Raw genomic sequence first — 20,391 nt, forward strand, 5'->3', positions numbered from 1 at the left:
ACATGCTGCTGGCGGACGAAGCCGCCATGTTCGATCTTGGCCGGCGGATCGCTGCCGACGTCCGCATCGGCGATGTGATCGCATTGGAAGGCGGCCTCGGCGCCGGGAAGACCACCCTTGCCCGCGCGATATTGGAGGCGTTGGGCCTGGAGGGAGAGGCGCCCAGCCCCAGCTTCGCCATCGTCCAGCCCTATGACGTGCCCGAGGTCCGCCTGCCTGTCGCCCATGTCGATCTCTATCGGCTGGATGATGCGGAGGAAGCGGAGGAACTGGCGCTGGGCGATTATCTGATGGACAGCCTGCTCATCATCGAATGGCCCGGCCGGCTGGGCGGCGCTTTATGGCCGCACAGCCTCCGCCTGCATATCACAATCGAACCGAATGGCGCGCGGCGCTTGACAGCAGACGTGCCGGAGGCTTGGACGGATCGATGGTCCCGACTATGATCCCGCCCGCTTCTGCCGCCGATTTCCTCGCCAAGGCCGGCTGGCCCGACGCCGCCGTCGTGCCGCTGGCAGGCGACGCCTCTTTCCGCCGCTATTTCCGGGTCGTCGACGGCGGTCGGCGCGCCGTCCTGATGGATGCGCCGCCACCGCATGAAGATCCGCGCCCCTTCATCGCCATAGCCGAGCATCTGGTCGCCGACGGTTTCGCGGCCCCCCGCATCCTGGCGCGCGACCTGAACGAAGGCCTCGTGCTGATCGAGGATTTCGGCGACGATCGGCTGAAGGAGCATGTCGAGGATCAGCCCGGCGAGGAACTGGCCGTCTATGGCCGAGCCATCGAGCTGCTGGCGGACCTGCACAAGCTGCCGGCGGCCGAACTCCCCCCCTATGATCGTGCCGTCTATCAGCGCGAAGTGGGGCTTGTGACCGAATGGTATTGTCCGGCCATCGGCCTGAAGGTCGATGAGGATGCCTATGTCCGCGCCTGGGATGAAGTGCTGCCGATCGCCGAGCAGTCGGCCAGCCCCATCGTCACGGTCCTGCGCGACTATCATGCCGAAAATATCATGCTGATCGACCGGCCAGAGGCAAGGGGCCTTGGCCTGCTCGACTTTCAGGATGCGCTGGCCGGTCATCCGGCCTATGACCTGGTGTCGCTGCTGCAGGACGCGCGGCGGGACGTTTCACCTGCGGTCGAAGCGGCGATGCTCGCTCACTACAAGGCGATCGCATCCCCGCCGGGCGATTTCGACGCCGCCTATGCCGTCCTTGGCGCACAGCGCAACGCGAAGATCATCGGTATCTTCACCCGCCTGTGGAAGCGGGACGGAAAGCCGCGCTATTTGTCCTATCTCCCGCGCATGTGGGGCCTGCTGGAGCGCGACCTTACCCATCCCGCTCTCGCGCCCGTGGCCCAATGGTTCGCCGCCAATATCCCCGCCGACAAGCGCCACAACGCGCTACAGGAGTTCGCCCCCGAATGATCGACACGGCGATGCTGATGGCCGCCGGCCTTGGCAAGCGAATGCGTCCGCTCACTGCGACCCGGCCCAAGCCGCTGGTCAAGGTCGCCGGCAAGCCGTTGATGGACCATGCGCTGGACCGGCTGGAAGCCGGCGGCATCCGCAAGGTCGTGGTCAACGTCCATTATCTTGCCGATACGGTCGAAGCGCATCTGCGCGCCCGCAAAGGGGGCATGGAATTCGTCATTTCCGACGAACGCGCCAAGCTGCTGGAGACAGGCGGCGGCCTCATAAAGGCGAAGCCGCTGCTCGGCGACCGGCCGATCGTCTGCGCCAACAGCGACAATCTCTGGATCGACGGACCGCAGGAAACGCTGGGCATGATGCAGCGGCTCTGGGATGAGGAGCGGATGGATGCGCTGCTGCTGCTGGTGCCGCTGGCGCGCGCCTATTGCCATAAGGGGCCGGGCGATTTCCACATGGACGCCAATGGCCGCCTGAGCCGTCGCAAGCCCGCCCATGTCGCGCCGTTCGTCTATACCGGCGTGCAGATCATATCCCCGTCGGTGCTGCGCGATCCGCCCTCGGACGTCTTCTCCACGAATGTCTTCTGGAACCGTGCTATCGAGGCCGGACGCCTCTATGGCGTTTCGCACCAGGGACTATGGTTCGACGTCGGCACGCCGCAGGCCATTCCCGTCGTGGAGGCGATCCTCACCCATGGGTGAGCGGACGCGGCCAGCGCTTTACACCATCCCGGCGCACCGCGCCTTCGCCGATGCGCTGGTGACGGGGCTGTTGGCGCTTCATGGCGAAGATGTCCGGTCGCTGGCGCAGGGCATGATCCTTTTGCCGAGCAATCGCGCCGTTCGCGCGGTGCGGGATGCTTTCGTCCGTCAGTCCAAGGGCGGCCTGCTGCTGCCCCGACTGGTGACGATCGGCGATCCCGACCTGGGCGAGCAGGTGGGCAGCGCGCTCGATCCTCTGGGGGAGGGCGATCCATTGCCGCCCGCCATTGCGCCCGTGCGTCGCCAGATGATCCTGGCGCGCATGGTGCAGGATGTGAAACCGGGAACCGACGCGGCGCTGGCGCTGCAACTGGGGCAGGCGCTGGGCAGCGTATTGGACCAGATGCAGGTGGCGCAGGTGCCGGTCGGCGCGTTGCGCAACCTTAACCTGTCGGCCGAATTGTCCAGCCATTGGCAGGCATCGCTCACCCTGTTTGAAATCCTCCTGTCGCGCTGGCCGGCGGAACTGGCGCGACTGGGCTGCATCGACCTGGCCGACCGGCGCAACCGCCTGTTTGATCGGCTCGCAGCGCGGTGGAAACAGGCGCAGCCGGCTGGCTTCGTGGCTGCGGCGGGCATTTCCACCACCGCGCCCGCCATCGTCCGGCTGTTGCGTTGCATCGCGGAAATGCCGCAGGGCATCGTCGTCTTCGCCAGTCTCGACCAGAATATGGACCAGGACGCCTGGGATGCGATCGGGCCTTTCGATCCGGACCCCGTGACCGGCCGCGTGCCCGCTCCGCACGAAACCCATCCCCAATATGCGCTCAAGCGCCTGCTGGACGGCATGAGCGTAACGCGCGAGGATGTGGCGCAATGGCGCTGGGGAAGCGAGCATGATGCGCGCGCCGTGCGCGGCCGTAACATCTCCAACGCCATGCTGCCGCCCCGTCTGACGGGCCGCTGGCGCGACCTCAAAACGGCGGACCGCTCGCTTTCCGGGGTTGAGGCGCTGGAGGTCGCGACCCCTGGAGAAGAGGCGCAGGCCATCGCCATCGCCCTGCGCGAGGCGCTGGAGACGCCTGAGCGGACGGCTGCGCTGGTTACGCCCGATCGGCAACTCGCCACCCGGGTGTCGGCGCACCTTCGGCGCTGGGGCATAGAGGCCGACGATTCCGCCGGCCTTCCTCTGTCGCGCCTGCCGCCCGGCACTTTGCTGATCGCCATGACAGAAGCGGTGGCGGAACGTTTTGCGCCGGTCGCTCTGCTGACCCTGCTCAAACATCCGTTGGTGATGCGCGGCGAAGGACGCCTTGCCTGGCTTGATGGCGTGCGCGGTCTGGACCTGCTGCTGCGTGGCCCCCGCCCGCAGGCAGGGCTGGTCGGCATCGACCTGCTGCTCAAACCGCGCGGGGACGATGATCGGCAGCGGCGACTGCGCGACGAAGTCCGCGCCTGGTGGCCGACAGCGCGCGCGCTGCTGGACCCGCTGGAGGAAGGCGCGCGCATCGCCGCCGATCTGGCCGGCCAACTGGCGATGATCCGCACCCAGGCCGGAGCCCTGTCCGGCGACATGGTCTGGTCGGGGCATCAGGGTCACGCCGCCGCCGATATCTTCACAGAAATGGAGGCCTTCGCGCTGGAAGGCCCACGGCAGGCGGACATACGCGCGCTGCCGCTCCTGCTCGAACATATGCTGGCAGGCTTCGCCGTGCGTCCTCCGCAGGGCGGGCATCCGCGCATCGCGATCCTCGGCCTGATCGAGGCGCGGCTGGCGCAGGCCGACCTCATGATTCTGGGCGGCCTGAATGAAGGGACATGGCCGGGCCTGCCGGCGCCCGATCCCTGGCTCGCGCCGCGCGTCCGCCGCGAACTCGGGCTGCCTGGGCTGGAAAGCCGCATCGGTCTTGCCGCGCATGATTTCGCCAGTGCGCTGGGTGCGCCCAATGTGCTCATCACCCGCGCCCGGCGCGGCAGCGGCGGTCCGGCGGTGGCGTCGCGCTTCTGGCTGCGGCTGAAGGCGATGGCGGGTGGGCAATGGAAGGTGGCGGATCGCTACGCCCGCCTGGCGCAGGCGATCGATCGGCCGCATGTCCACACGCCCGAACGGCGCCCGGCGCCGGTTCCGCCTTCGTCGGTCCGGCCAAAACTGATCCCCGTCACCGATGTCGATCGGCTGAAAGCCGATCCCTATGCCTTTTATGCCCGGCGTATCCTGCGGCTCGCCAGGCTCGATCCGGTCGATGCCGACGCCGGGCCGGCGTGGCGCGGCACCGCGGTGCATGAAATCCTCCAGCATTGGGCGGAGGAGAAGAGGTTCGATCCCACCGATCTGGAAGCACGCGCCAGGGCCATGTTCGAACGACCCGAAGTGCATCCGCTGCTCCGCGCCCTGTGGCAGCCCCGGCTGATGGAGGCGATCCGCTGGATCGCCGCCGAAGTGGTGAAGGACAAGGCCGCTGGCCGTACCATCCTCGCGGTCGAGCAGGAGGGACGGGCGGAGATTGCCGGCGTTACCCTGATGGGAAAGGCCGACCGCATCGATCGACTGACCGACGGGCGTATCGGCATCATCGATTACAAGACCGGCAAGCCACCGAGCGCACGGCAGGTCAAGGCGGGGTTCGCCCTGCAACTCGGCCTGCTGGGCATCATCGCCGAACTGGGCGGCTTCGACGGGCTGGGTTCCACACCCACGGCCGGCGATTTCGAATATTGGTCGCTCGCCAAGAAGGGCGATCAGTTCGGCTTTCGCGAAAGCCCGGTCGATCCGCTGGGCAAGCGCGACAAGATCGTGACCGATCGCTTCACCGCCCATGCCCATGAACTATTTGAGGGCGTGGCGAACGACTTTCTGCTCGGGTCAGCGCCCTTCCGCGCGGAGATCAATCCCGAAGTGGCCAATTATGGCGATTATGACCAGCTGATGCGGCTGGAGGAATGGTATGGCCGCGACGATGGCTGACAGGCCGCGCCCCTTGCAGAAGCTGCTCGGCGATCAGGCGCGCGCCGCTGCGCCCGCCGCCCATGTCTGGCTATCCGCCTCGGCCGGCACCGGCAAGACCCATGTGCTGACCGCGCGCGTCTTCCGCCTGCTGCTTCAGGGCGTGCGGCCGGAAAATATCCTGTGCCTGACCTTTACCAAGGCTGGCGCGGCCGAAATGGCCGATCGCATTCATGACCGGCTGGCTGGCTGGGTGCAACTGGACGGTCCGGCGCTCGCCGCCGACCTGATGGCGCTCGGCGAGGATATAGGCCCGCAGATGCAGGATAAGGCGCGGCGGCTCTTTGCCGAGGTGCTGGAGTCGACCGGTGGCGGCTTGCGTATCCAGACCATCCATGGTTTCTGCCAGCAATTGCTGGCCGCATTCCCGCTGGAGGCGGACCTTGCGCCAGGCTTCCGTCCGCTCGACCAGCGTGAACAGGCCAGTCTGGCGCGCGAGACGCTGGCCGACCTCGCCGTGCGGGCGCAGGAGCAGGGCGACGAGCGACTGATCGGCGCGCTCCAGGCGCTTAGCCTGCGATTGGGGGAGGGCGGCGCCGAACGGTTCCTATTGCGCTGCGCGGGGTCGGGCAGCGCGCTCGACACGCTGCCCGATTCCATATTGCCGTGGCTGGCGACACAATTCGATCTACCGGAAGGCGATATAGATCAATGGCTTGCTGAACAATGTTCCGACGATATGTTCGACATGCGGACGCTCGATGGCATCGTCCGCGCCAATATCGACTGGGGTAAGGGGCGCGGGCTTGAACGATGCGATCGTATCGCCACCTGGCGCGCTCTTGATCCGCAAGGCAGGGCCACCACCCTTGCCGACCTCCACCGCGCCTGGGCGAAGGCGGATGGCGACCTGGTCGACGCCAAGGGCTGGGTGCCGCCGATCGACGGCTATCTGGAGATGGCGTCGCGGCTCTACGATCGCTGCTGCGACCTGATCGCGGTCAAGCTGCGCGCCGACTATGCCGCATTGCTGGCGCAGGCGCTCCATGCCGGTCGCGCCTATGCCCGCGATTATGCGCAGGCCAAGGCGCTGGCGGGCGCGGTCGATTTTGACGATCTGATCGCCCGGACCGCGCGTCTGCTGGAGCAGGACGGCATCGCCGAATGGATCCGCTACAAGCTCGACCAGCGCATCGACCATATATTGGTGGATGAGGCGCAGGACACCAATGCCGCCCAATGGCGCATCGTGCGCACCCTGGCCGAGGAGTTTTTCGCCACGGAATGGGAACCGGGCCAGAAGGTACGGACCATCTTCACCGTGGGGGATTTCAAGCAGGCGATCTTCGGTTTCCAGGGCACCAGCCCGGAGAACTTCAGGGCAGCGCAGCTATTGTTCCAGCGTGACGCCGACCGATCGGGCCATGATTTCTTCAACCTCTCGCTCGACCAGAGCTTCCGGTCGACGCCTGCGGTCCTCGACGTGGTCGATCGCACCCTCTCGACCCTGCGCGCGGAGCGGCTGGGGCTGGGGCCGGGCGATGTACGGCATATCAGCGCCAACCGGCATCCGGGCGAAGTGCAACTCTGGAAGCCGGTCATCGCCAACCTCAATGAGGATGCGGAGGGCGAGGAGGATTGGGCGGCCGATCAGGAGCGCGTCCTTGCCGCCCGGATCGCGCGCCAGATCCGGCAATGGATCGACGATGGGCTGATGCTCGAAAGCCAGGGCCGCCCCGTGCGCGCAGGCGACATCATGATCCTGGTGCGCCGTCGCAGCGAACTGGCGCGGCTGATCGTCGCGCGGCTCTATGAGGAACAGGTGGCGGTGGCAGGGATCGACCGGCTCCGCCTGAATGCGCCGTTGGCGGTGCGTGATCTGCTGGCGGCGCTGCGCTTCGCGGTCCAGCCGGAGGATGAACTGAACCTCGCCGCGTTGCTGGTGTCGCCTCTGATCGGCTGGACGCAGGACGAATTGATGCAGCGGCTGATCGGTCGCAAGGCCGGTCTGTGGCGGCATCTCAACCAGATATTGACCGATGCCGAGCTTGCACCGCTGCGCGGACTGCTCGCCGCCGCCGATTTCACCACCCCCTATCGCTATCTGGAAGCGATCCTGTCCGGCCCGATCGACGGCCGCCGCCGTCTGGTGGAAAGATTGGGCATAGAGGCGGCGGACCCGATCGAGGAATTGCTCAACGCCGCGCTCGCCTTCGAAGGCGACGATCACCCTTCGCTCCAGCGCTTCATCGACTGGTTCGACCGGGGCGAGGTGGAGATCGTCCGCGATGCCGCCGCGCAGGGCGACATGTTGCGGCTGCTGACGGTCCATGGCGCAAAGGGCTTGCAGGCCCCCATCGTCATCCTCGCGGACGCTTGCATGGACCCGGACGCGGGCCAGCGGAACGATTCGCTCGAATGGAACGGCCTGCCGATCCTTGCCCCGCGCAAGGCCGAGCGGCAGGGACCGATCGGTGATGTGGCGGAAGAGGCCGCCGCGGAGGAGCGCCGCGAACATTGGCGCCTCCTCTATGTCGCGCTCACGCGCGCCGAGGAGAAGCTGATCGTGGCCGGCTCGCTGGGACCGCGCGCCAAGGGGGAGGTGAAACCCGAAAGCTGGTTCGCGGCGGTCGACGGCGCCATGCTCTCGCTCGGCACGGAGTGGGAGGCCGATCCGCTGTGGGGGGCGACGCGGCGCTGGCGCGGGACCGAACCGTTGCAGCCAAAGAAGGCTGGACAGGAAAAGGTCGAGGACCGCCCGACAATCGCGGAACCGGCCTGGCTGCGCGCCCCGGCGCCGGTCGAGGCGCGCCCGCCGCGCCCGCTTGCTCCATCCGCCCAGGTGGAAGATGACGTGCCCTATCCTCCGCCGACACCTGCCATGCGCGCGGCGGCCGAGCGCGGCCGCTGGCTCCATCGCCTGTTCGAGCGATTGCCCGATGTCCCGGCCGACCGACGCCGGGATGCCGCCGACCGTTGGCTGGTCGAGCAGGGCGCGGAGGATCGAGCGATCCGTCATGACGTCATCGAGCAGGCCCTCGCCGTGATCGACGCGCCTGCCTTCGCCGACCTGTTCGGTCCTGACGCGCTGGCCGAGGCGCCCATCGCCGCAGTCGTGGGCGAAGCGGTGATCGCCGGCACCGTCGACCGGCTTTGCATCGGCACGGATCGCATCCAGCTGGTCGATTTCAAGACCGGCCGCATGGCTCCCCGATCGCCGGACCATGTACCGGTCGCGCATGTGCGGCAGATCGCCGCCTATGTCGCCGCGCTTGAGGTCATCTTTCCCGGCCGGACGATCGAGGCGGGGCTGCTCTATACCAGCGGCCCGCACCTTGTCGTCATGCCGCCGCGCCTGCTGGCAACGCACAAGCCCGGCTTTGTGCCCACGCAGGAGAATTTGCCGCTCTGGCCCGTTGAGCCGGATGCGCACCCATCCTAGATATCGCCCAACATAAGGAGATCAAAGCAATGGCCACCAAGGCAGTTACCGATGTCAGCTTCAAGGCGGACGTGATCGATTCCGACAAGCCCGTGCTTGTCGATTTCTGGGCCGAATGGTGCGGCCCGTGCAAGATGATCGGCCCGGCCCTGGAGGAAATCTCCGAGGAACTGGCGGACAAGGTCACGATCGCCAAGATCAACATCGACGAAAATCCGGACGCGCCGGGTCAATATGGCGTGCGCGGCATCCCGACGATGATCCTGTTCAAGAATGGCGAAGTCAGCGCGACCAAGGTCGGCGCGGCCCCCAAGAGCGCGCTCAAGGGCTGGATCGAAAGCGTCCTGTAAAAGGGCAGGGCCGGCCACGAGCATTTTCAAGTTGACCGTTTACGGTCAACGGCTCGGAAAATGCGGCCCCAAAAGCAAGTGATGCGTTTTCACGTAATGTGAAAACGCATTACGTCAGCGGGATCATCACCGATCTGGCATAGGTCGGGCGTTCGCGCAGCCGGTCATACCAGGCGCGCACATGCGGCACGTCGGGTCGCTCCATATCCAGCGTGAAATAGGTATGGGCATAGACCCCCATCGGCACGTCCGAGACACCGAAATGGACACCTGAAAGCCAGGGTTGGACGGCAAGCGCCTGATCCAGGATCAGCATGGCTGCACCGGTGACCTGCGCGGACCTGGCGATGACTTGTCCATCCCGCTGTCCCGCTTCGCGACGCACAAGGTGCAGGAAGGCATCGCGCTGGGCGTCGGCGAAAGAAAATTGCCAGTCCATCCATTTGTCGGCCTGCGCCCGGATAACGGGATCATCGGGCCACATCTCAGCAGGCGCATAGCGGGCGGCGAGATACCGCAGGATGGCATTGGATTCCCACAACAGGACGTCGCCATCCTCGATCGTAGGGATCATCTGGTTGGGATTCTTGGCCCGATAGGCCGCGTCCATGCCGAACGTGCCGCCGACATCATGGCGGACGTGGGGCAGGGCGATCTCGTCGGCGAACCAGGCGACCTTCTTCACATTATGCGAGTTCAGTCGACCCCAGATCGTCAGCATGCCAGTCCCTTTCTATCCGAACAGCGTCGCCGCCGCCCTGTCCCAAAGACGCGGCGAGGACGCGCCCATCAATCCGCGGCGCAGATCGCCAACGACATAGGGCGATCCATCCGTCCGCTGACAGCAACCGCCCGCTTCGTTGACGAACAATGTACCGGCCGCATGATCCCAGGGCAGGGTTCGCGCGAACACCGACACGTCATTCTGGCCGAGTACCAGCCGCGGATATTGTTCGGCGGCACAACGGGGAATATCCACCAGCGTGAAGCTGGACTGCGACCGCCGCTGGATGTCGGCGCGATCTTCCGGCGACATGAAATAGACCGCCAGCGCCGCGATCGGCAGTTCGCCACCACTTTCGCGCGCCCGTACCTGCTCGCCATCGATATGACTGCCGCCGCCCAGCATAGCATGGCACAGCCGTCCGGTCAGCGGGTCCAATATCCAGCCGGCCAGCGTTGCGCCGCCGTCGACCAGCGCCACCATGATGCCGAAGGGCGGCTGACCCGACGCGAAATTGCCGGTGCCGTCGATCGGATCGACGATCCAGTTGAGGCCATCGCCTGCCCGTTCCAATATGCTGGGGTCGGCGGCGCAGGCTTCCTCGCCGATGATCCCGGCTTCCGGCAGGATAGCCGCAAGACCTTCCGCCAGGCGGAGTTCGCTCTCCTTGTCGGCGATGGTGACGAAGTCGTTGGCGGCCTTTTCGCTGACCTCGTCGGCGGCCAGATTGCGATATCGCGGCATCACGATATCGCGCCCCACCTGCCGCATCAGCGAGACGACGGGATCATGCAGTTCCAGCATCATCAGCTACGATAATCCGCGTTGATCGAGATATAGCCGTGAGTAAGGTCGCAGGTCCAGATGGTCGCGCGCCCTTCGCCCAGGCCCAGCTCGACGCCGATTAGGATATCCTGCCCCTTGAGGTGCGCCGCAACAGGCGCCTCATCATAACCCTCGACGGCGAGGCCGCCGGTTGCCACCTGCGTGGCGCCGAAACGGATGGACAGCTTGTCCCGATCCGCCGGTTCGCCCGCCTTGCCGATCGCCATGACTACACGGCCCCAATTGGCGTCTTCACCGGCAATGGCAGTCTTCACCAGCGGAGAGTTGGCGATCGACAAACCTATGCGATGGGCGCTTTCGTCGCTGGCGGCGCCTTCGACCGTGATCTCGATGAACTTGCTAGCCCCTTCGCCGTCGCGCACGACCAAATGCGACAGCTGGCGGCACAGGTCCGACAGGGCCGCATGGAAGGCATCGGCACCGGCATCGTCCATCGATGTGAGCGGCACGTTGCCCGCCTTGCCCGTGGCGAAGGCCAGCACCGTGTCGCTGGTCGACGTGTCGCTGTCGACGGTGATGCAGGAGAAGGTCCGCTTGTTCGCCGCGGACAGCATCTGTTGCAGCAGCGCCGGATCGATCGCGGCGTCGGTGAAGATATAGCCGAGCATCGTCGCCATGTCCGGCGCGATCATGCCCGATCCCTTGATGATGCCAACCAGTTCGACCCGGCTACCGCCGACCATGGCGGAAACATGTGCGCCCTTGGGATAGGTATCGGTGGTCCCGATCGTGATAGCGGCATCTTCCCAGCTACAGGGGAGGGCGGTGAACGCGGCTTCAAGACCCGATTCAGCCTTGTCGATCGGCAAGGGCACGCCGATCACGCCGGTCGAGGAGATAAAAATATCCGACGGCTGGCAGGACAGGTGATTGGCGACTTTGGCGGCGATCGCCTCGACCGCCGCGCGCCCGCGGTGGCCGGTGAAGGCGTTGGCGTTGCCGGCATTGACCACCAGCGCTCGCGCAGATCCCAGTGGGATCGCGTCGCGACACCATTCCACCTCGGGCGAAGGGCATTTGCTCTGGGTCGTTACGCCAGCCACTGCCGTGCCGGCATCCAGTTCCACATAGGTGAGGTCGCACCGCGTCCACGCCTTGTATCCGGCGCGGGCGGTGCGTAGCATCACGCCGTCAATGGAGGGCAGGTTCGGGAATGAGGCGGGTGCGAGGGGCGAGCGCTGGGTCATGGCGCGCGAAATGGGGCAAAATCGGGCAGGGGTCAATTGTTTCGACGGCGATGCTGGCCGCTTTGGGCACCAGCCTGTCTCCCGGCTCCGCTGCGCCGCTGGCCAAGCCGCATCCGGCCATTCCGCGCACCAGTCCGGGCGAATGGATCACCCCGGCCGATTATCCGATTTCGTCGGCCAGGCGCAAGGAAACCGGCGTCACCGGCATTCGCCTGACGATCGACACGGACGGTTTCGCGCAGGATTGCGTCGTCACTCAGGACAGCGGCAATGTCCTGCTGGATCAGACAAGTTGCGCAATCATACGCGCTCGCGCCTGGTTCCTGCCGGCAACCGACGACAATGGCGCGCCGATGGTGGGCCATTGGACGACGCGGATAACCTGGCGGCTGCCGGGCACCCCGGACGAGCATCAGAAGCCGGAGGAAGCGGAAGAAGTGGCGCAAGCGGAAGCGATGGAGCGGCAGCTTGAACGCTTCCAGCAAAGCTTCGAGAGCTTTTCGAGCGAAACCGCGTTCATCGTCCATGAAGACGGCCGGATAAGCGATTGCGAGCAGCGCTTCGTCGGGGCGATGGCGGCGCAGTTCACGCCCTTCCGCTGCAAGACCATGCCTCCGGCCGGAGTCCCCTTCAAGGATATGGACGGCATCGCCACGGCCAAGCGGGTCGTCATGCGCTACAGCATCGACATGACCGATCCCGGCACCGACGGATCAACGCCGGGCGAATGACCGCAGATAGAGCCGTCCAATCCCGTCAGGCATTTCCAGCGTGCGGTATCCTCGCCTGCGTGCATAATCGACCAGCCCATCGTCGGGCCGCATCGGCAATTTCCGCGTCCCGGCTTCATAGCCCGTGAGGATGGCATCGGGCGGATCGCGGTCCAGATCGCGCAACGTCGCCGGGATGATCACATGGACCTGCCGGGCCAGGCGTGGGCCGATCGTCCAGCCCGTGCGATAGGCGAAAGGACCGGGCGCAAAGCGCGGATCAAGCTTCAGCCCGCTCCCCAGAATCATGTGTGGCGACAGCGTTGCGACATCATCGCCTCCGCCCAGCGCCCGGACCTTCATTCCCGCCCAATGCGCGGCGCCTTCCGCCTCCAGCACCGGCGATCCGTTGCGCATCATCGATCCGACATGGCGGATCGCCGGCAGCAGGCCGGGAATGACGCTGAGGCACAGGAAAGCGACCAGCATGTGTCGGCGTGATGCGGTCCAGCAGCGCGCATCGTCGAACAGATAACCGAGCGCCAGCGCCATCGGCGGGAGCAGAGGCATAACATATTGGACCTGCGACGGCGTCGGCAGCGCCGCACCGATCAGCGCGCCCCCGGTCATCCAGATCGCCAGCCGCCGCCCGGGCGACCGCACCTGCCGGCGCGTGGCGATCCAGTTGGCGACCAGCAGGATCAGGGCGGCCAGCGCCGGGCCCTTCCACAGATATTTGAGCAGGTCGGTCAGCTTTTCGACGCTGCTCAGTTCGTCAAATGCCCCATTGGCCGCATACCAGGCGTGGGGCGCAGTCGCGCCATAGGTCAGCACCCCATAAAGAAAGGCATCGGGCGCGAGCACCCACACGACCAGCATCGGCGCCAGCCCCAGGGCCGCACCCGCGGCCAGCCAGCAGCCCCCACGCACGCCGCCACGCCCCCCGGTGCTGATGACGAAAAGGCCCGTCATCAGCCCGAGAGGGGCGAAATTCAGCTTCGTCGCGATCGCAAGGCCAAACAGCGATCCCGCCGCCAGCCAGTATCGCGGCGTGCAATGGCGCAGGGCCAGCAGGCTGGCGACCAGCCCCATGGACGACAGGAGCGTAGGCAGCATGTCGTTGCGCACCACGCTGCCGGTAAACTGGAAGGATGCAGTCGCGGCAACCAGCAGGGTGGCCACCACGGCGTTGCCGCGCGAAATGCCCGCGATCCGCTGCGCCATCCCTAGCGCCAGCAGGGTGCAAAGCCCCGTCGCCGCCGTCGCCAGGCGCATCGCAAGCACCATATGGCCGGGGAACAGCCATGCGAGCGGGGCATAGGCCCAGCTGTGCAGCGGCGGCTGGAGATAGAGGAAGTCGCGAAAGACCAGCAAATGACTGCTGAAATAGGCGCCCGCGACATATTGGCTTTCATCATGATCGAACGGCGTCGCAATGGCGGTCAGACCGAACCAGATGGTCAGCGCCATCGCCACAACGATGACTATGGCTATGGGCACGGCGCGGCCACGCGCCGGCGCCAGGACGGATTGCCGATACACTCTCTTTTGCGACCCCTGCTTTTGCTGCGCCCTTGTGGCGCAGCCGGCGCGAAGTGCCAATCCCCCGCGCCGTCCTTCCGCCGTCACCCGGCAAAACCACCTGCCGCAATATGATGACGGCTTTGCTACAGCCCCGATTAAGGCGCTGCTTGATTGACTAAAGGATGTGCCGTGCCTAAATCGCGGCGCATATCTGCGTGCAATCCTCGCAAGGGGAGGGTGCGCTTGTTTCCCAGGCCCCTATCGTCAGGAATTTGCATGTTCGGCGCACTCGCCAAGTCCATCTTCGGATCGTCCAACGAACGTTATGTGAAGTCGCTGGGCAAGATCGTCGACAAGATCGCCTCCTTCGAATCCGCGATCCAGGCGCTGAGCGATGAGGAACTGGTGGCGCAGACTGCCAGGTTCCGGGAACGGCTTGCTGCCGGCGAAACGCTGGACGACCTGCTGCCCGAAGCCTTCGCCACGGTGCGCGAAGCGTCGGTGCGTGTGCTGGGCATGCGCCATTTCGACGTGCAGATGGTGGGCGGCATCGTCCTCCATCGCGGCGAGATCGCCGAAATGCGCACGGGCGAGGGCAAGACGCTGGTCGCCACCGTCGCGACCTATCTCAACGCGCTGGAAGGGAAGGGCGTCCACGTCGTCACCGTAAACGACTATCTGGCCAGCCGCGACTGCGAATGGATGGGCCAGGTCTATCGCTTCCTCGGCCTCACCACCGGCGTGATCGTGCCGAACCTGTCGGAAGACCAGCGCCGCGAAGCCTATGATGCCGACGTCACCTATGCGACGAACAACGAACTCGGCTTCGACTATCTGCGCGACAATATGAAATATGACCGCGCCTCGATGGTCCAGCGGCCGTTCAACTATGCGATCGTCGACGAGGTGGACTCGATCCTGATCGACGAGGCGCGCACGCCGCTCATCATCTCCGGCCCGACCGACGACAAGTCGGAACTCTATGTCGCGGTCGATGCGATCGTGAAGCAGATCACCGAAGCCGACTATGAAAAGGACGAGAAGCAGCGCAGCGTCACGCTGACGGAAGACGGCACCGAGAAGATCGAGCGGCTGCTGGAGGCTGCCGGCCTGCTTCAGGGCGACAATCTCTACGATTTCGAGAACACCCAGGTCGTGCACCACGTCAATCAAGCGCTGCGCGCCGTGGTGATGTTCCGCCGCGACATCGATTATATCGTGAAGGACGGCAAGGTCGTCATCATCGACGAGTTCACCGGCCGCATGATGGATGGCCGCCGCTGGTCGGATGGCCTGCACCAGGCGGTGGAGGCCAAGGAAGGCGTCAATATCGAGCCGGAGAACCAGACGCTCGCCTCGATCACCTTCCAGAATTATTTCCGCATGTACCCGAAACTGGGCGGCATGACCGGCACGGCCGCGACCGAAGCGACCGAATTCTACGAAATCTACAAGATGAACGTCGTCACCATCCCGACGAACCGCCCCGTGCAGCGTGTCGACGAGGAAGATACGTTCTACAAGAATCTGGAAGACAAGTTCCGGGGCATCGCCAAGACGATCAAAGTCCATGCCGAGCAGGGGCAGCCGGTGCTGGTCGGCACCGTGTCGATCGAAAAGTCGGAAATGCTATCCGAATTCCTCAATCAGGAAGGCGTGAAGCATGCCGTGCTGAACGCCCGCTTCCATGAAAGCGAAGCGCATATCGTGGCGCAGGCGGGCCGCAAGGGCGCGGTAACGATCGCCACCAACATGGCTGGACGCGGTACCGACATCAAGCTGGGCGGCAATCTGGAAATGCGCGTCGAGGACGAACTGCGCGATGTTCCAGAAGGCCCGGAACGCGATGCCGCGATCGCCCGGATCGAGACGGAGATCGAGGCCGAGAAGCAGGAAGTGCTGGCCGCCGGTGGCCTGTTCGTCCTCGCGACCGAACGCCATGAAAGCCGCCGCATCGACAACCAGCTGCGCGGCCGTTCGGGCCGCCAGGGCGATCCCGGCCTTTCGCGCTTCTACCTCAGCCTCGACGATGACCTGATGCGCATCTTCGGCCCGGACACGATGTTCGCCAAGATGATCCGCTCCAACCTTGAGGATGGCGAAGCGCTGCCCCCATCCAAATGGCTGAGCAAGGCGATCGAGACCGCCCAGAAGAAGGTCGAGGCGCGCAACTACGACATCCGCAAGCAGGTCGTCGAATATGACGACGTGATGAACGACCAGCGCAAGGTCATCTACGAACAGCGTAGCGACATCATGGATGCCGACACGGTCGACGATGTCGTCACCGACATGCGCCGCGAGACGGTCAATGATCTGGTCGGCGCATCCTGCCCGCCCGGCACATATCCCGAGCAGTGGAACATGGAGCGCCTGAAGGCCCGCACCGCCGAAATCCTGGGCCTGGATCCTGATTTCGATGCATGGCTGGCCGAGGATGCGGTCGATCCCGAAATGATCGAGGAGCGCCTGGTCGCGCTGGCCGACGACGCCGTGGCCGAGAAGGTGAAGGAGGTCGAGGCAAATGACTGGCACATGATCGAGAAATCGATCCTGCTCCAGAGCCTGGATCATCACTGGAAGGAGCATCTGGCGACGCTCGACGCGCTGCGCCAGGTCGTACACCTGCGCGCCTATGCGCAGAAGACGCCGATCAACGAATATAAGCAGGAATCCTTCGCCCTGTTCGAACGGATGCTGGAAAATATCCGCGAGGATGTGACCGGCTCGATCGCGCGGGTGCAGTTCCGCATGGAGCAGCCGCCGTTGCAGGATTATGGCCTGCCCGTGCTGCCCGACTTCATCACCACGCATATCGATCCCTTCTCGGGCGAGGACAACAGCGCGGATATCGATGCGGGACAGTTGGGCGGCATCACCACCATGATTCCTCGCGCGCCGGTGGCCACTGCGCCGGCCGGTGAGTTCGCCAATCTAGACATCAGCCGCAATGCGCCATGCCCCTGCGGTTCGGGCCAGAAATACAAGCATTGCCACGGCGCGCTGGCCTGACCGGCGATCCCGATCCGATGATGGTGCCGGGCTGGTTAACCAGTCCCGGCAGCATTTCGGCAAGGTTGCGTTGTCATTCTGTTCCGTAATTCCGGGGGGCTAACCGGAGGAATGGAATGGAGCAGCTGGTCTATCGCGCGATCGCCGAAAAGCGGCGCGACCGGCGCTATCATGTCGATATCGAAGGCAGGCTGGTCGACGACGACGGGGTGACGCAAACCGTCGTGGTGCGCAATGTTTCGATCTACGGCGCGATGCTGTCGGGATTGACGCCCCCGCAAATAGGAGCACGGGTCGTTCTGATCCTGCCCTATCTGGAACGCGACGCCACGCTCATCTGGAGCCGGGGCGAACAATGCGGGCTGCTGTTCAACAGTCCCGTGGATCCGGTTGCCATCCTGGCCAATGCCGGACCGGTTTCGCAATCCATGACCGCGCCCGATCGGCGTATCCAGTAATCTGGCGGTAATCCGGCATCGGCTTGGCGAAGCCGACAATCCCGCTTGTCTGCCTGGCGGGGAAGGGTGTAAGCTGTGCCGACAGGCCATGAGGCGTTTCCTCATGCCGAGACGATGTTCAGGCTGGCCTGCGATAGGCTGCGTCAACATCGATCCCGACTGAGGATAGGATAAGCCAGCGTCCGACATGGCCGCGCTTCGTAAGGAGAGCGTCCATGGCTATTGCTCGTCCAGGACATGCGGCATCTGTCCGTGAGGATTATGAAATTCGCAGGATCGGACTGCACGATCTGCAGATCGCGCTGCGCCAGGGCTGGGAGGATTTCCTGGCCAAGCGAGGCGACCTCGTCTTCATCGGCTTCATTTATCCCGTCGTCATATTTTTCGCGATCCTTTCGGCCAGCCAGATGCCAGTGCTGCCGTTGCTGTTCCCGCTTCTCGCCGGATCGGTCCTGTTCGGGCCTGCCCTTGCCAGCGGTTTCTACGAACTCGCGCGGCGGCGTGAACTGGGCCTCGATTCCCGCTGGCGGCATTTCCTGGATGTGGTGAAGGGACCGGCATTCCCGGCCCTGTTCGACCTGACCAGCGTGACCGCGATGCTGTTCCTGGGCTGGATGACGGCGGCCTGGTTCATCTACTATTCGACAGTCGGCCAGCTCGGCTATGACGTGCTCGCGTCGCCAACTACCTTCCTTCAGGCCGTGTTCGGCACGAATGAGGGCTGGCAGATGATCGTCGTTGGCAATCTGGTCGGCCTGGGCTTTGCCATCGTGACGCTGGCGGTCAGCCTCGTGTCCTTCCCGATGATCATCGACAAGAAGGTCAATTGGGGCGTGGCGCTACGCACATCGTTCCGCGTCGCATGGAACAACCCGGTGGCGGTCGCCGCATGGGGTCTGATCGTCGTGGCGCTCCTGTTCCTGGGCGCGCTGCCGGGACTGGTCGGACTGGCGGTCGTTCTGCCGGTATTGGGCTACGCCACCTGGCATCTCTACACCCGCGCCGTCGTTCGTTGAGCCTGCTCGCCGGGTAAAGCATCATAGAGCCGTGAACGATCAGATCGAATCGTTCACGGCTCTATGGTCTTTTGATGACCGCATATTGCGAGCCGTCGGCTGTTCCAGCCGACTTCAGAATGCTCTGGAGCGCGCTGCGTTAAATCGAACGCAGGTCGCGCGCTCTAGTTATTTGTTATCGCATCGTTTTATGCGGAGCCAAAGGCCAGCGTAACTAAAAGTGGGAACCGGTTTTTAGCTACGCTGGCCTTCGGCTCCGCACGATGCTCTGGCTTTACCGGGCACTCTCGCTGCGCGCGGCAGGCTTTGGCGCTGGCGGCGGTGGCGCGCCATTGCCCAGAGTGGCGAGATATTTGATGACGGCCGCACGATCCTCCGGGCGGCGCAGACCGGCGAAGCTCATCTTCGTTCCCGGCACGTCGCGGGCAGGCGATGCTAGGAAGGCGAACAGGCTTTCATAGCTCCAATTGCCGCCATGCTCCTTCATTGCGGGCGAATAGGCAAAGCCGGCATGGGTCGCAACGGGGCGACCGACCACCCCCCAGAGATTGGGACCGATGCGATTGGGGCCGCCCTGATTCAGGTCATGGCAACTGAGGCACAATTGCGCCTTGGCCTTGCCCGCATTGGCGTCCGCGCCAGTGAGCAGCGTACCCAGATCCGCTTGAGGGGCAGCGGCGGCCCCTGCTGCCCCTGCTGCCGGCGCGGGCGCCTTGCCCTGCATGTCCTGACGATAGGCGATCAGCCTGTTGCCTTCGCCCGGCGCGAGGAGGCTTGCCGGCCAGTCCCGTTGCACGGCCGCCATGTCGACGCGGGGCGGCATCGCATCCGCGGGGGCATAGGCCAGTTTGCCCGGCTTGGCTTCGGGGTATAGCTGCCCCGCAAACCAGTTGAGGCTCCACAGCGCCCCGGCCGCCCCTGCCACGCACAGCCCCGTCGCCAGCCAACGCATCCGGTCCATGGCTCAGCCTCCCCCGCCCATGAAGATCGCGCGGGTCCAATAGGCATAGTCCGCCTCTATCGACATGATCCGCACCAGCACCAGCAGCACCAATGGCGGCACCAGTATCGCATAGATGAGCGACAGCCGCTCCCAGGCCAAATGCATGAAGATCGACAGGATCAGCCCAGCCTTCAGCAGCATGAACAGGATGATGAGCGTCCAGCGGACGATGCCCTGCACATGCATATAATCGACCAGATAGGACAGGGTGCTGAGCAGGAAGAGATAGCCCCAAACCTTGAGATAGAGGCTGATCGGATGCTGGCCATGCTCTTCCGCCTGCACTGGCTGGCCGTCGGGAGCGATCTGCGGAACAGGAATGTCATGCGGCATGGCGATCACCAGAGGTAGAAGAAGGCGAAGATGAAGACCCAGACAAGGTCGACGAAATGCCAGTAGAGGCCGGCGATCTCGACCGCGCTATAGTCGCCGGTCCGGTCATAATGGCCGCGCGCGACCTTCGACGCGATGATGAGCAGGAGGATGACGCCGCAACTGACATGCAGGCCGTGAAAGCCGGTGATCATGAAGAAGGTCGCGCCGAACTGCGGCGCGCCCATCGGGTTGCTCCAGGGGCGCACCCCTTCCTCGACGATCAGCTTGGTCCATTCGAACGCCTGCATGCCGACGAAGCTCGCGCCGAACAGGGCGGTTAGCAGCATCAGGATAGCGGTCTTCCGCCGGTCGCGGCGATAGCCGTAATTGACCGCCATCGCCATGGTGCCGCTGGAACTGATGAGTACGAAGGTCATGATCGCGATCAGGATCAGCGGGATTTTCTGCCCGCCGATCACCAGTGCGAACACCTCCGCCGTGTTGGGCCAGGGCAGGACGGCCGACGACCGGATGGTCATGTAGCCGGTCAGGAAACAGGAGAAGATGAAGGTGTCGGACAGCAGGAAAATCCACATCATCGCCTTACCCCAATGGGTATGGCGAAAGACTTCCTGATCGGCGGACCAGTCGGCCGCGATCTCGCGCAGGGTCGGGGCTATGACCTCCCTATCCCGTCTGTCCGACACCGTATGAGACATGGCGA

Annotated in this window: 17 protein-coding genes; 10 read left to right on the forward strand and 7 right to left on the reverse strand. The window is 64.7% G+C overall.

The annotated features are described in order from the left end of the window. The first annotated feature begins 2 nt into the window (after nucleotides 1–2). The 6 genes from tsaE to trxA are packed head-to-tail and all read left to right on the forward strand — an operon-like array spanning nucleotide 3 to nucleotide 8,872. Complete coding sequence (gene tsaE / locus DM806_RS12695) at nucleotides 3–446, forward strand: tRNA (adenosine(37)-N6)-threonylcarbamoyltransferase complex ATPase subunit type 1 TsaE (RefSeq protein ID WP_218647487.1); 444 nt, start codon at nucleotides 3–5, stop codon at nucleotides 444–446. After that, nucleotides 443–1,429, forward strand: a complete 987-nt coding sequence (locus DM806_RS12700; protein ID WP_179043774.1) for an aminoglycoside phosphotransferase family protein — start codon at nucleotides 443–445, stop codon at nucleotides 1,427–1,429. Before tsaE ends, DM806_RS12700 begins: the two co-directional genes overlap by 4 nt. After that, the gene (locus DM806_RS12705; RefSeq protein WP_179043555.1) at nucleotides 1,426–2,136 is read left to right on the forward strand and encodes a nucleotidyltransferase family protein; all 711 of its coding nucleotides are present in this window, start codon (nucleotides 1,426–1,428) and stop codon (nucleotides 2,134–2,136) included. Before DM806_RS12700 ends, DM806_RS12705 begins: the two co-directional genes overlap by 4 nt. Continuing rightward, a complete protein-coding gene (addB, locus tag DM806_RS12710; RefSeq protein WP_179043556.1) occupies nucleotides 2,129–5,101 on the forward strand; it encodes a double-strand break repair protein AddB in 2,973 nt (990 codons plus the stop codon). Before DM806_RS12705 ends, addB begins: the two co-directional genes overlap by 8 nt. Continuing rightward, nucleotides 5,082–8,522 (forward strand): double-strand break repair helicase AddA, encoded by a 3,441-nt coding sequence (gene addA, locus DM806_RS12715; RefSeq protein ID WP_179043557.1) that lies wholly within the window; start codon nucleotides 5,082–5,084, stop codon nucleotides 8,520–8,522. Before addB ends, addA begins: the two co-directional genes overlap by 20 nt. 29 nt (nucleotides 8,523–8,551) lie before the next feature. Then, nucleotides 8,552–8,872: a thioredoxin TrxA gene (gene trxA, locus DM806_RS12720; protein WP_066859441.1), complete on the forward strand. Its 321-nt coding sequence runs from the start codon at nucleotides 8,552–8,554 to the stop codon at nucleotides 8,870–8,872. Nucleotides 8,873–8,981: 109 nt separating this feature from the next. Here trxA and DM806_RS12725 read toward each other — a convergent pair whose 3' ends face one another. Genes DM806_RS12725 through argJ form a run of 3 tightly spaced genes read right to left on the reverse strand, consistent with a single transcriptional unit; the run spans nucleotide 8,982 to nucleotide 11,629 of the window. Next, nucleotides 8,982–9,593, reverse strand: coding sequence for a glutathione S-transferase family protein (locus tag DM806_RS12725; RefSeq protein WP_179043558.1), 612 nt, complete (start codon nucleotides 9,591–9,593; stop codon nucleotides 8,982–8,984). 12 nt (nucleotides 9,594–9,605) lie between these two features. Then, nucleotides 9,606–10,403 (reverse strand): inositol monophosphatase family protein, encoded by a 798-nt coding sequence (locus DM806_RS12730; protein WP_179043559.1) that lies wholly within the window; start codon nucleotides 10,401–10,403, stop codon nucleotides 9,606–9,608. Further along, nucleotides 10,403–11,629, reverse strand: a complete 1,227-nt coding sequence (gene argJ, locus DM806_RS12735; RefSeq protein ID WP_179043560.1) for a bifunctional glutamate N-acetyltransferase/amino-acid acetyltransferase ArgJ — start codon at nucleotides 11,627–11,629, stop codon at nucleotides 10,403–10,405. Before argJ ends, DM806_RS12730 begins: the two co-directional genes overlap by 1 nt. Before the next feature lie 50 nt (nucleotides 11,630–11,679). On the opposite strand from argJ, the gene DM806_RS12740 reads away from it, so the two are divergent. Continuing rightward, nucleotides 11,680–12,360, forward strand: coding sequence for an energy transducer TonB (locus tag DM806_RS12740; protein WP_179043561.1), 681 nt, complete (start codon nucleotides 11,680–11,682; stop codon nucleotides 12,358–12,360). Here DM806_RS12740 and DM806_RS12745 read toward each other — a convergent pair. Beyond that, nucleotides 12,343–13,881 (reverse strand): ArnT family glycosyltransferase, encoded by a 1,539-nt coding sequence (locus DM806_RS12745; protein ID WP_372859519.1) that lies wholly within the window; start codon nucleotides 13,879–13,881, stop codon nucleotides 12,343–12,345. The genes DM806_RS12740 and DM806_RS12745 overlap by 18 nt on opposite strands. Before the next feature lie 258 nt (nucleotides 13,882–14,139). Here DM806_RS12745 and secA point away from each other — a divergent pair, with 258 nt between their 5' ends. From secA to DM806_RS12760, 3 genes are all read left to right on the forward strand, one after another. Further along, nucleotides 14,140–16,875 (forward strand): preprotein translocase subunit SecA, encoded by a 2,736-nt coding sequence (secA, locus tag DM806_RS12750; RefSeq protein WP_179043562.1) that lies wholly within the window; start codon nucleotides 14,140–14,142, stop codon nucleotides 16,873–16,875. Between the two features lie 116 nt (nucleotides 16,876–16,991). Beyond that, nucleotides 16,992–17,333, forward strand: coding sequence for a PilZ domain-containing protein (locus DM806_RS12755; RefSeq protein ID WP_179043563.1), 342 nt, complete (start codon nucleotides 16,992–16,994; stop codon nucleotides 17,331–17,333). A gap of 215 nt (nucleotides 17,334–17,548) precedes the next feature. Continuing rightward, nucleotides 17,549–18,349, forward strand: coding sequence for a DUF2189 domain-containing protein (locus DM806_RS12760; protein ID WP_179043564.1), 801 nt, complete (start codon nucleotides 17,549–17,551; stop codon nucleotides 18,347–18,349). Between the two features lie 274 nt (nucleotides 18,350–18,623). Here the strand turns inward: DM806_RS12760 and DM806_RS12765 are convergent, their stop codons facing one another. From DM806_RS12765 to DM806_RS12775, 3 genes are read right to left on the reverse strand one after another with little or no spacing between them, the layout of a single operon-like run. After that, complete coding sequence (locus tag DM806_RS12765) at nucleotides 18,624–19,310, reverse strand: c-type cytochrome (protein ID WP_179043565.1); 687 nt, start codon at nucleotides 19,308–19,310, stop codon at nucleotides 18,624–18,626. Between the two features lie 3 nt (nucleotides 19,311–19,313). Continuing rightward, nucleotides 19,314–19,685, reverse strand: coding sequence for a cytochrome C oxidase subunit IV family protein (locus DM806_RS12770; protein WP_256869292.1), 372 nt, complete (start codon nucleotides 19,683–19,685; stop codon nucleotides 19,314–19,316). A 5-nt stretch (nucleotides 19,686–19,690) separates the two neighbouring features. Further along, a complete protein-coding gene (locus DM806_RS12775; RefSeq protein WP_179043566.1) occupies nucleotides 19,691–20,386 on the reverse strand; it encodes a heme-copper oxidase subunit III family protein in 696 nt (231 codons plus the stop codon). Between the last annotated feature and the right edge of the window lie 5 nt (nucleotides 20,387–20,391).

Origin of the sequence: Sphingobium lactosutens (assembly GCF_013393185.1) — a bacterium.
Classification (GTDB): Bacteria; Pseudomonadota; Alphaproteobacteria; order Sphingomonadales; family Sphingomonadaceae; genus Sphingobium; species Sphingobium lactosutens_A.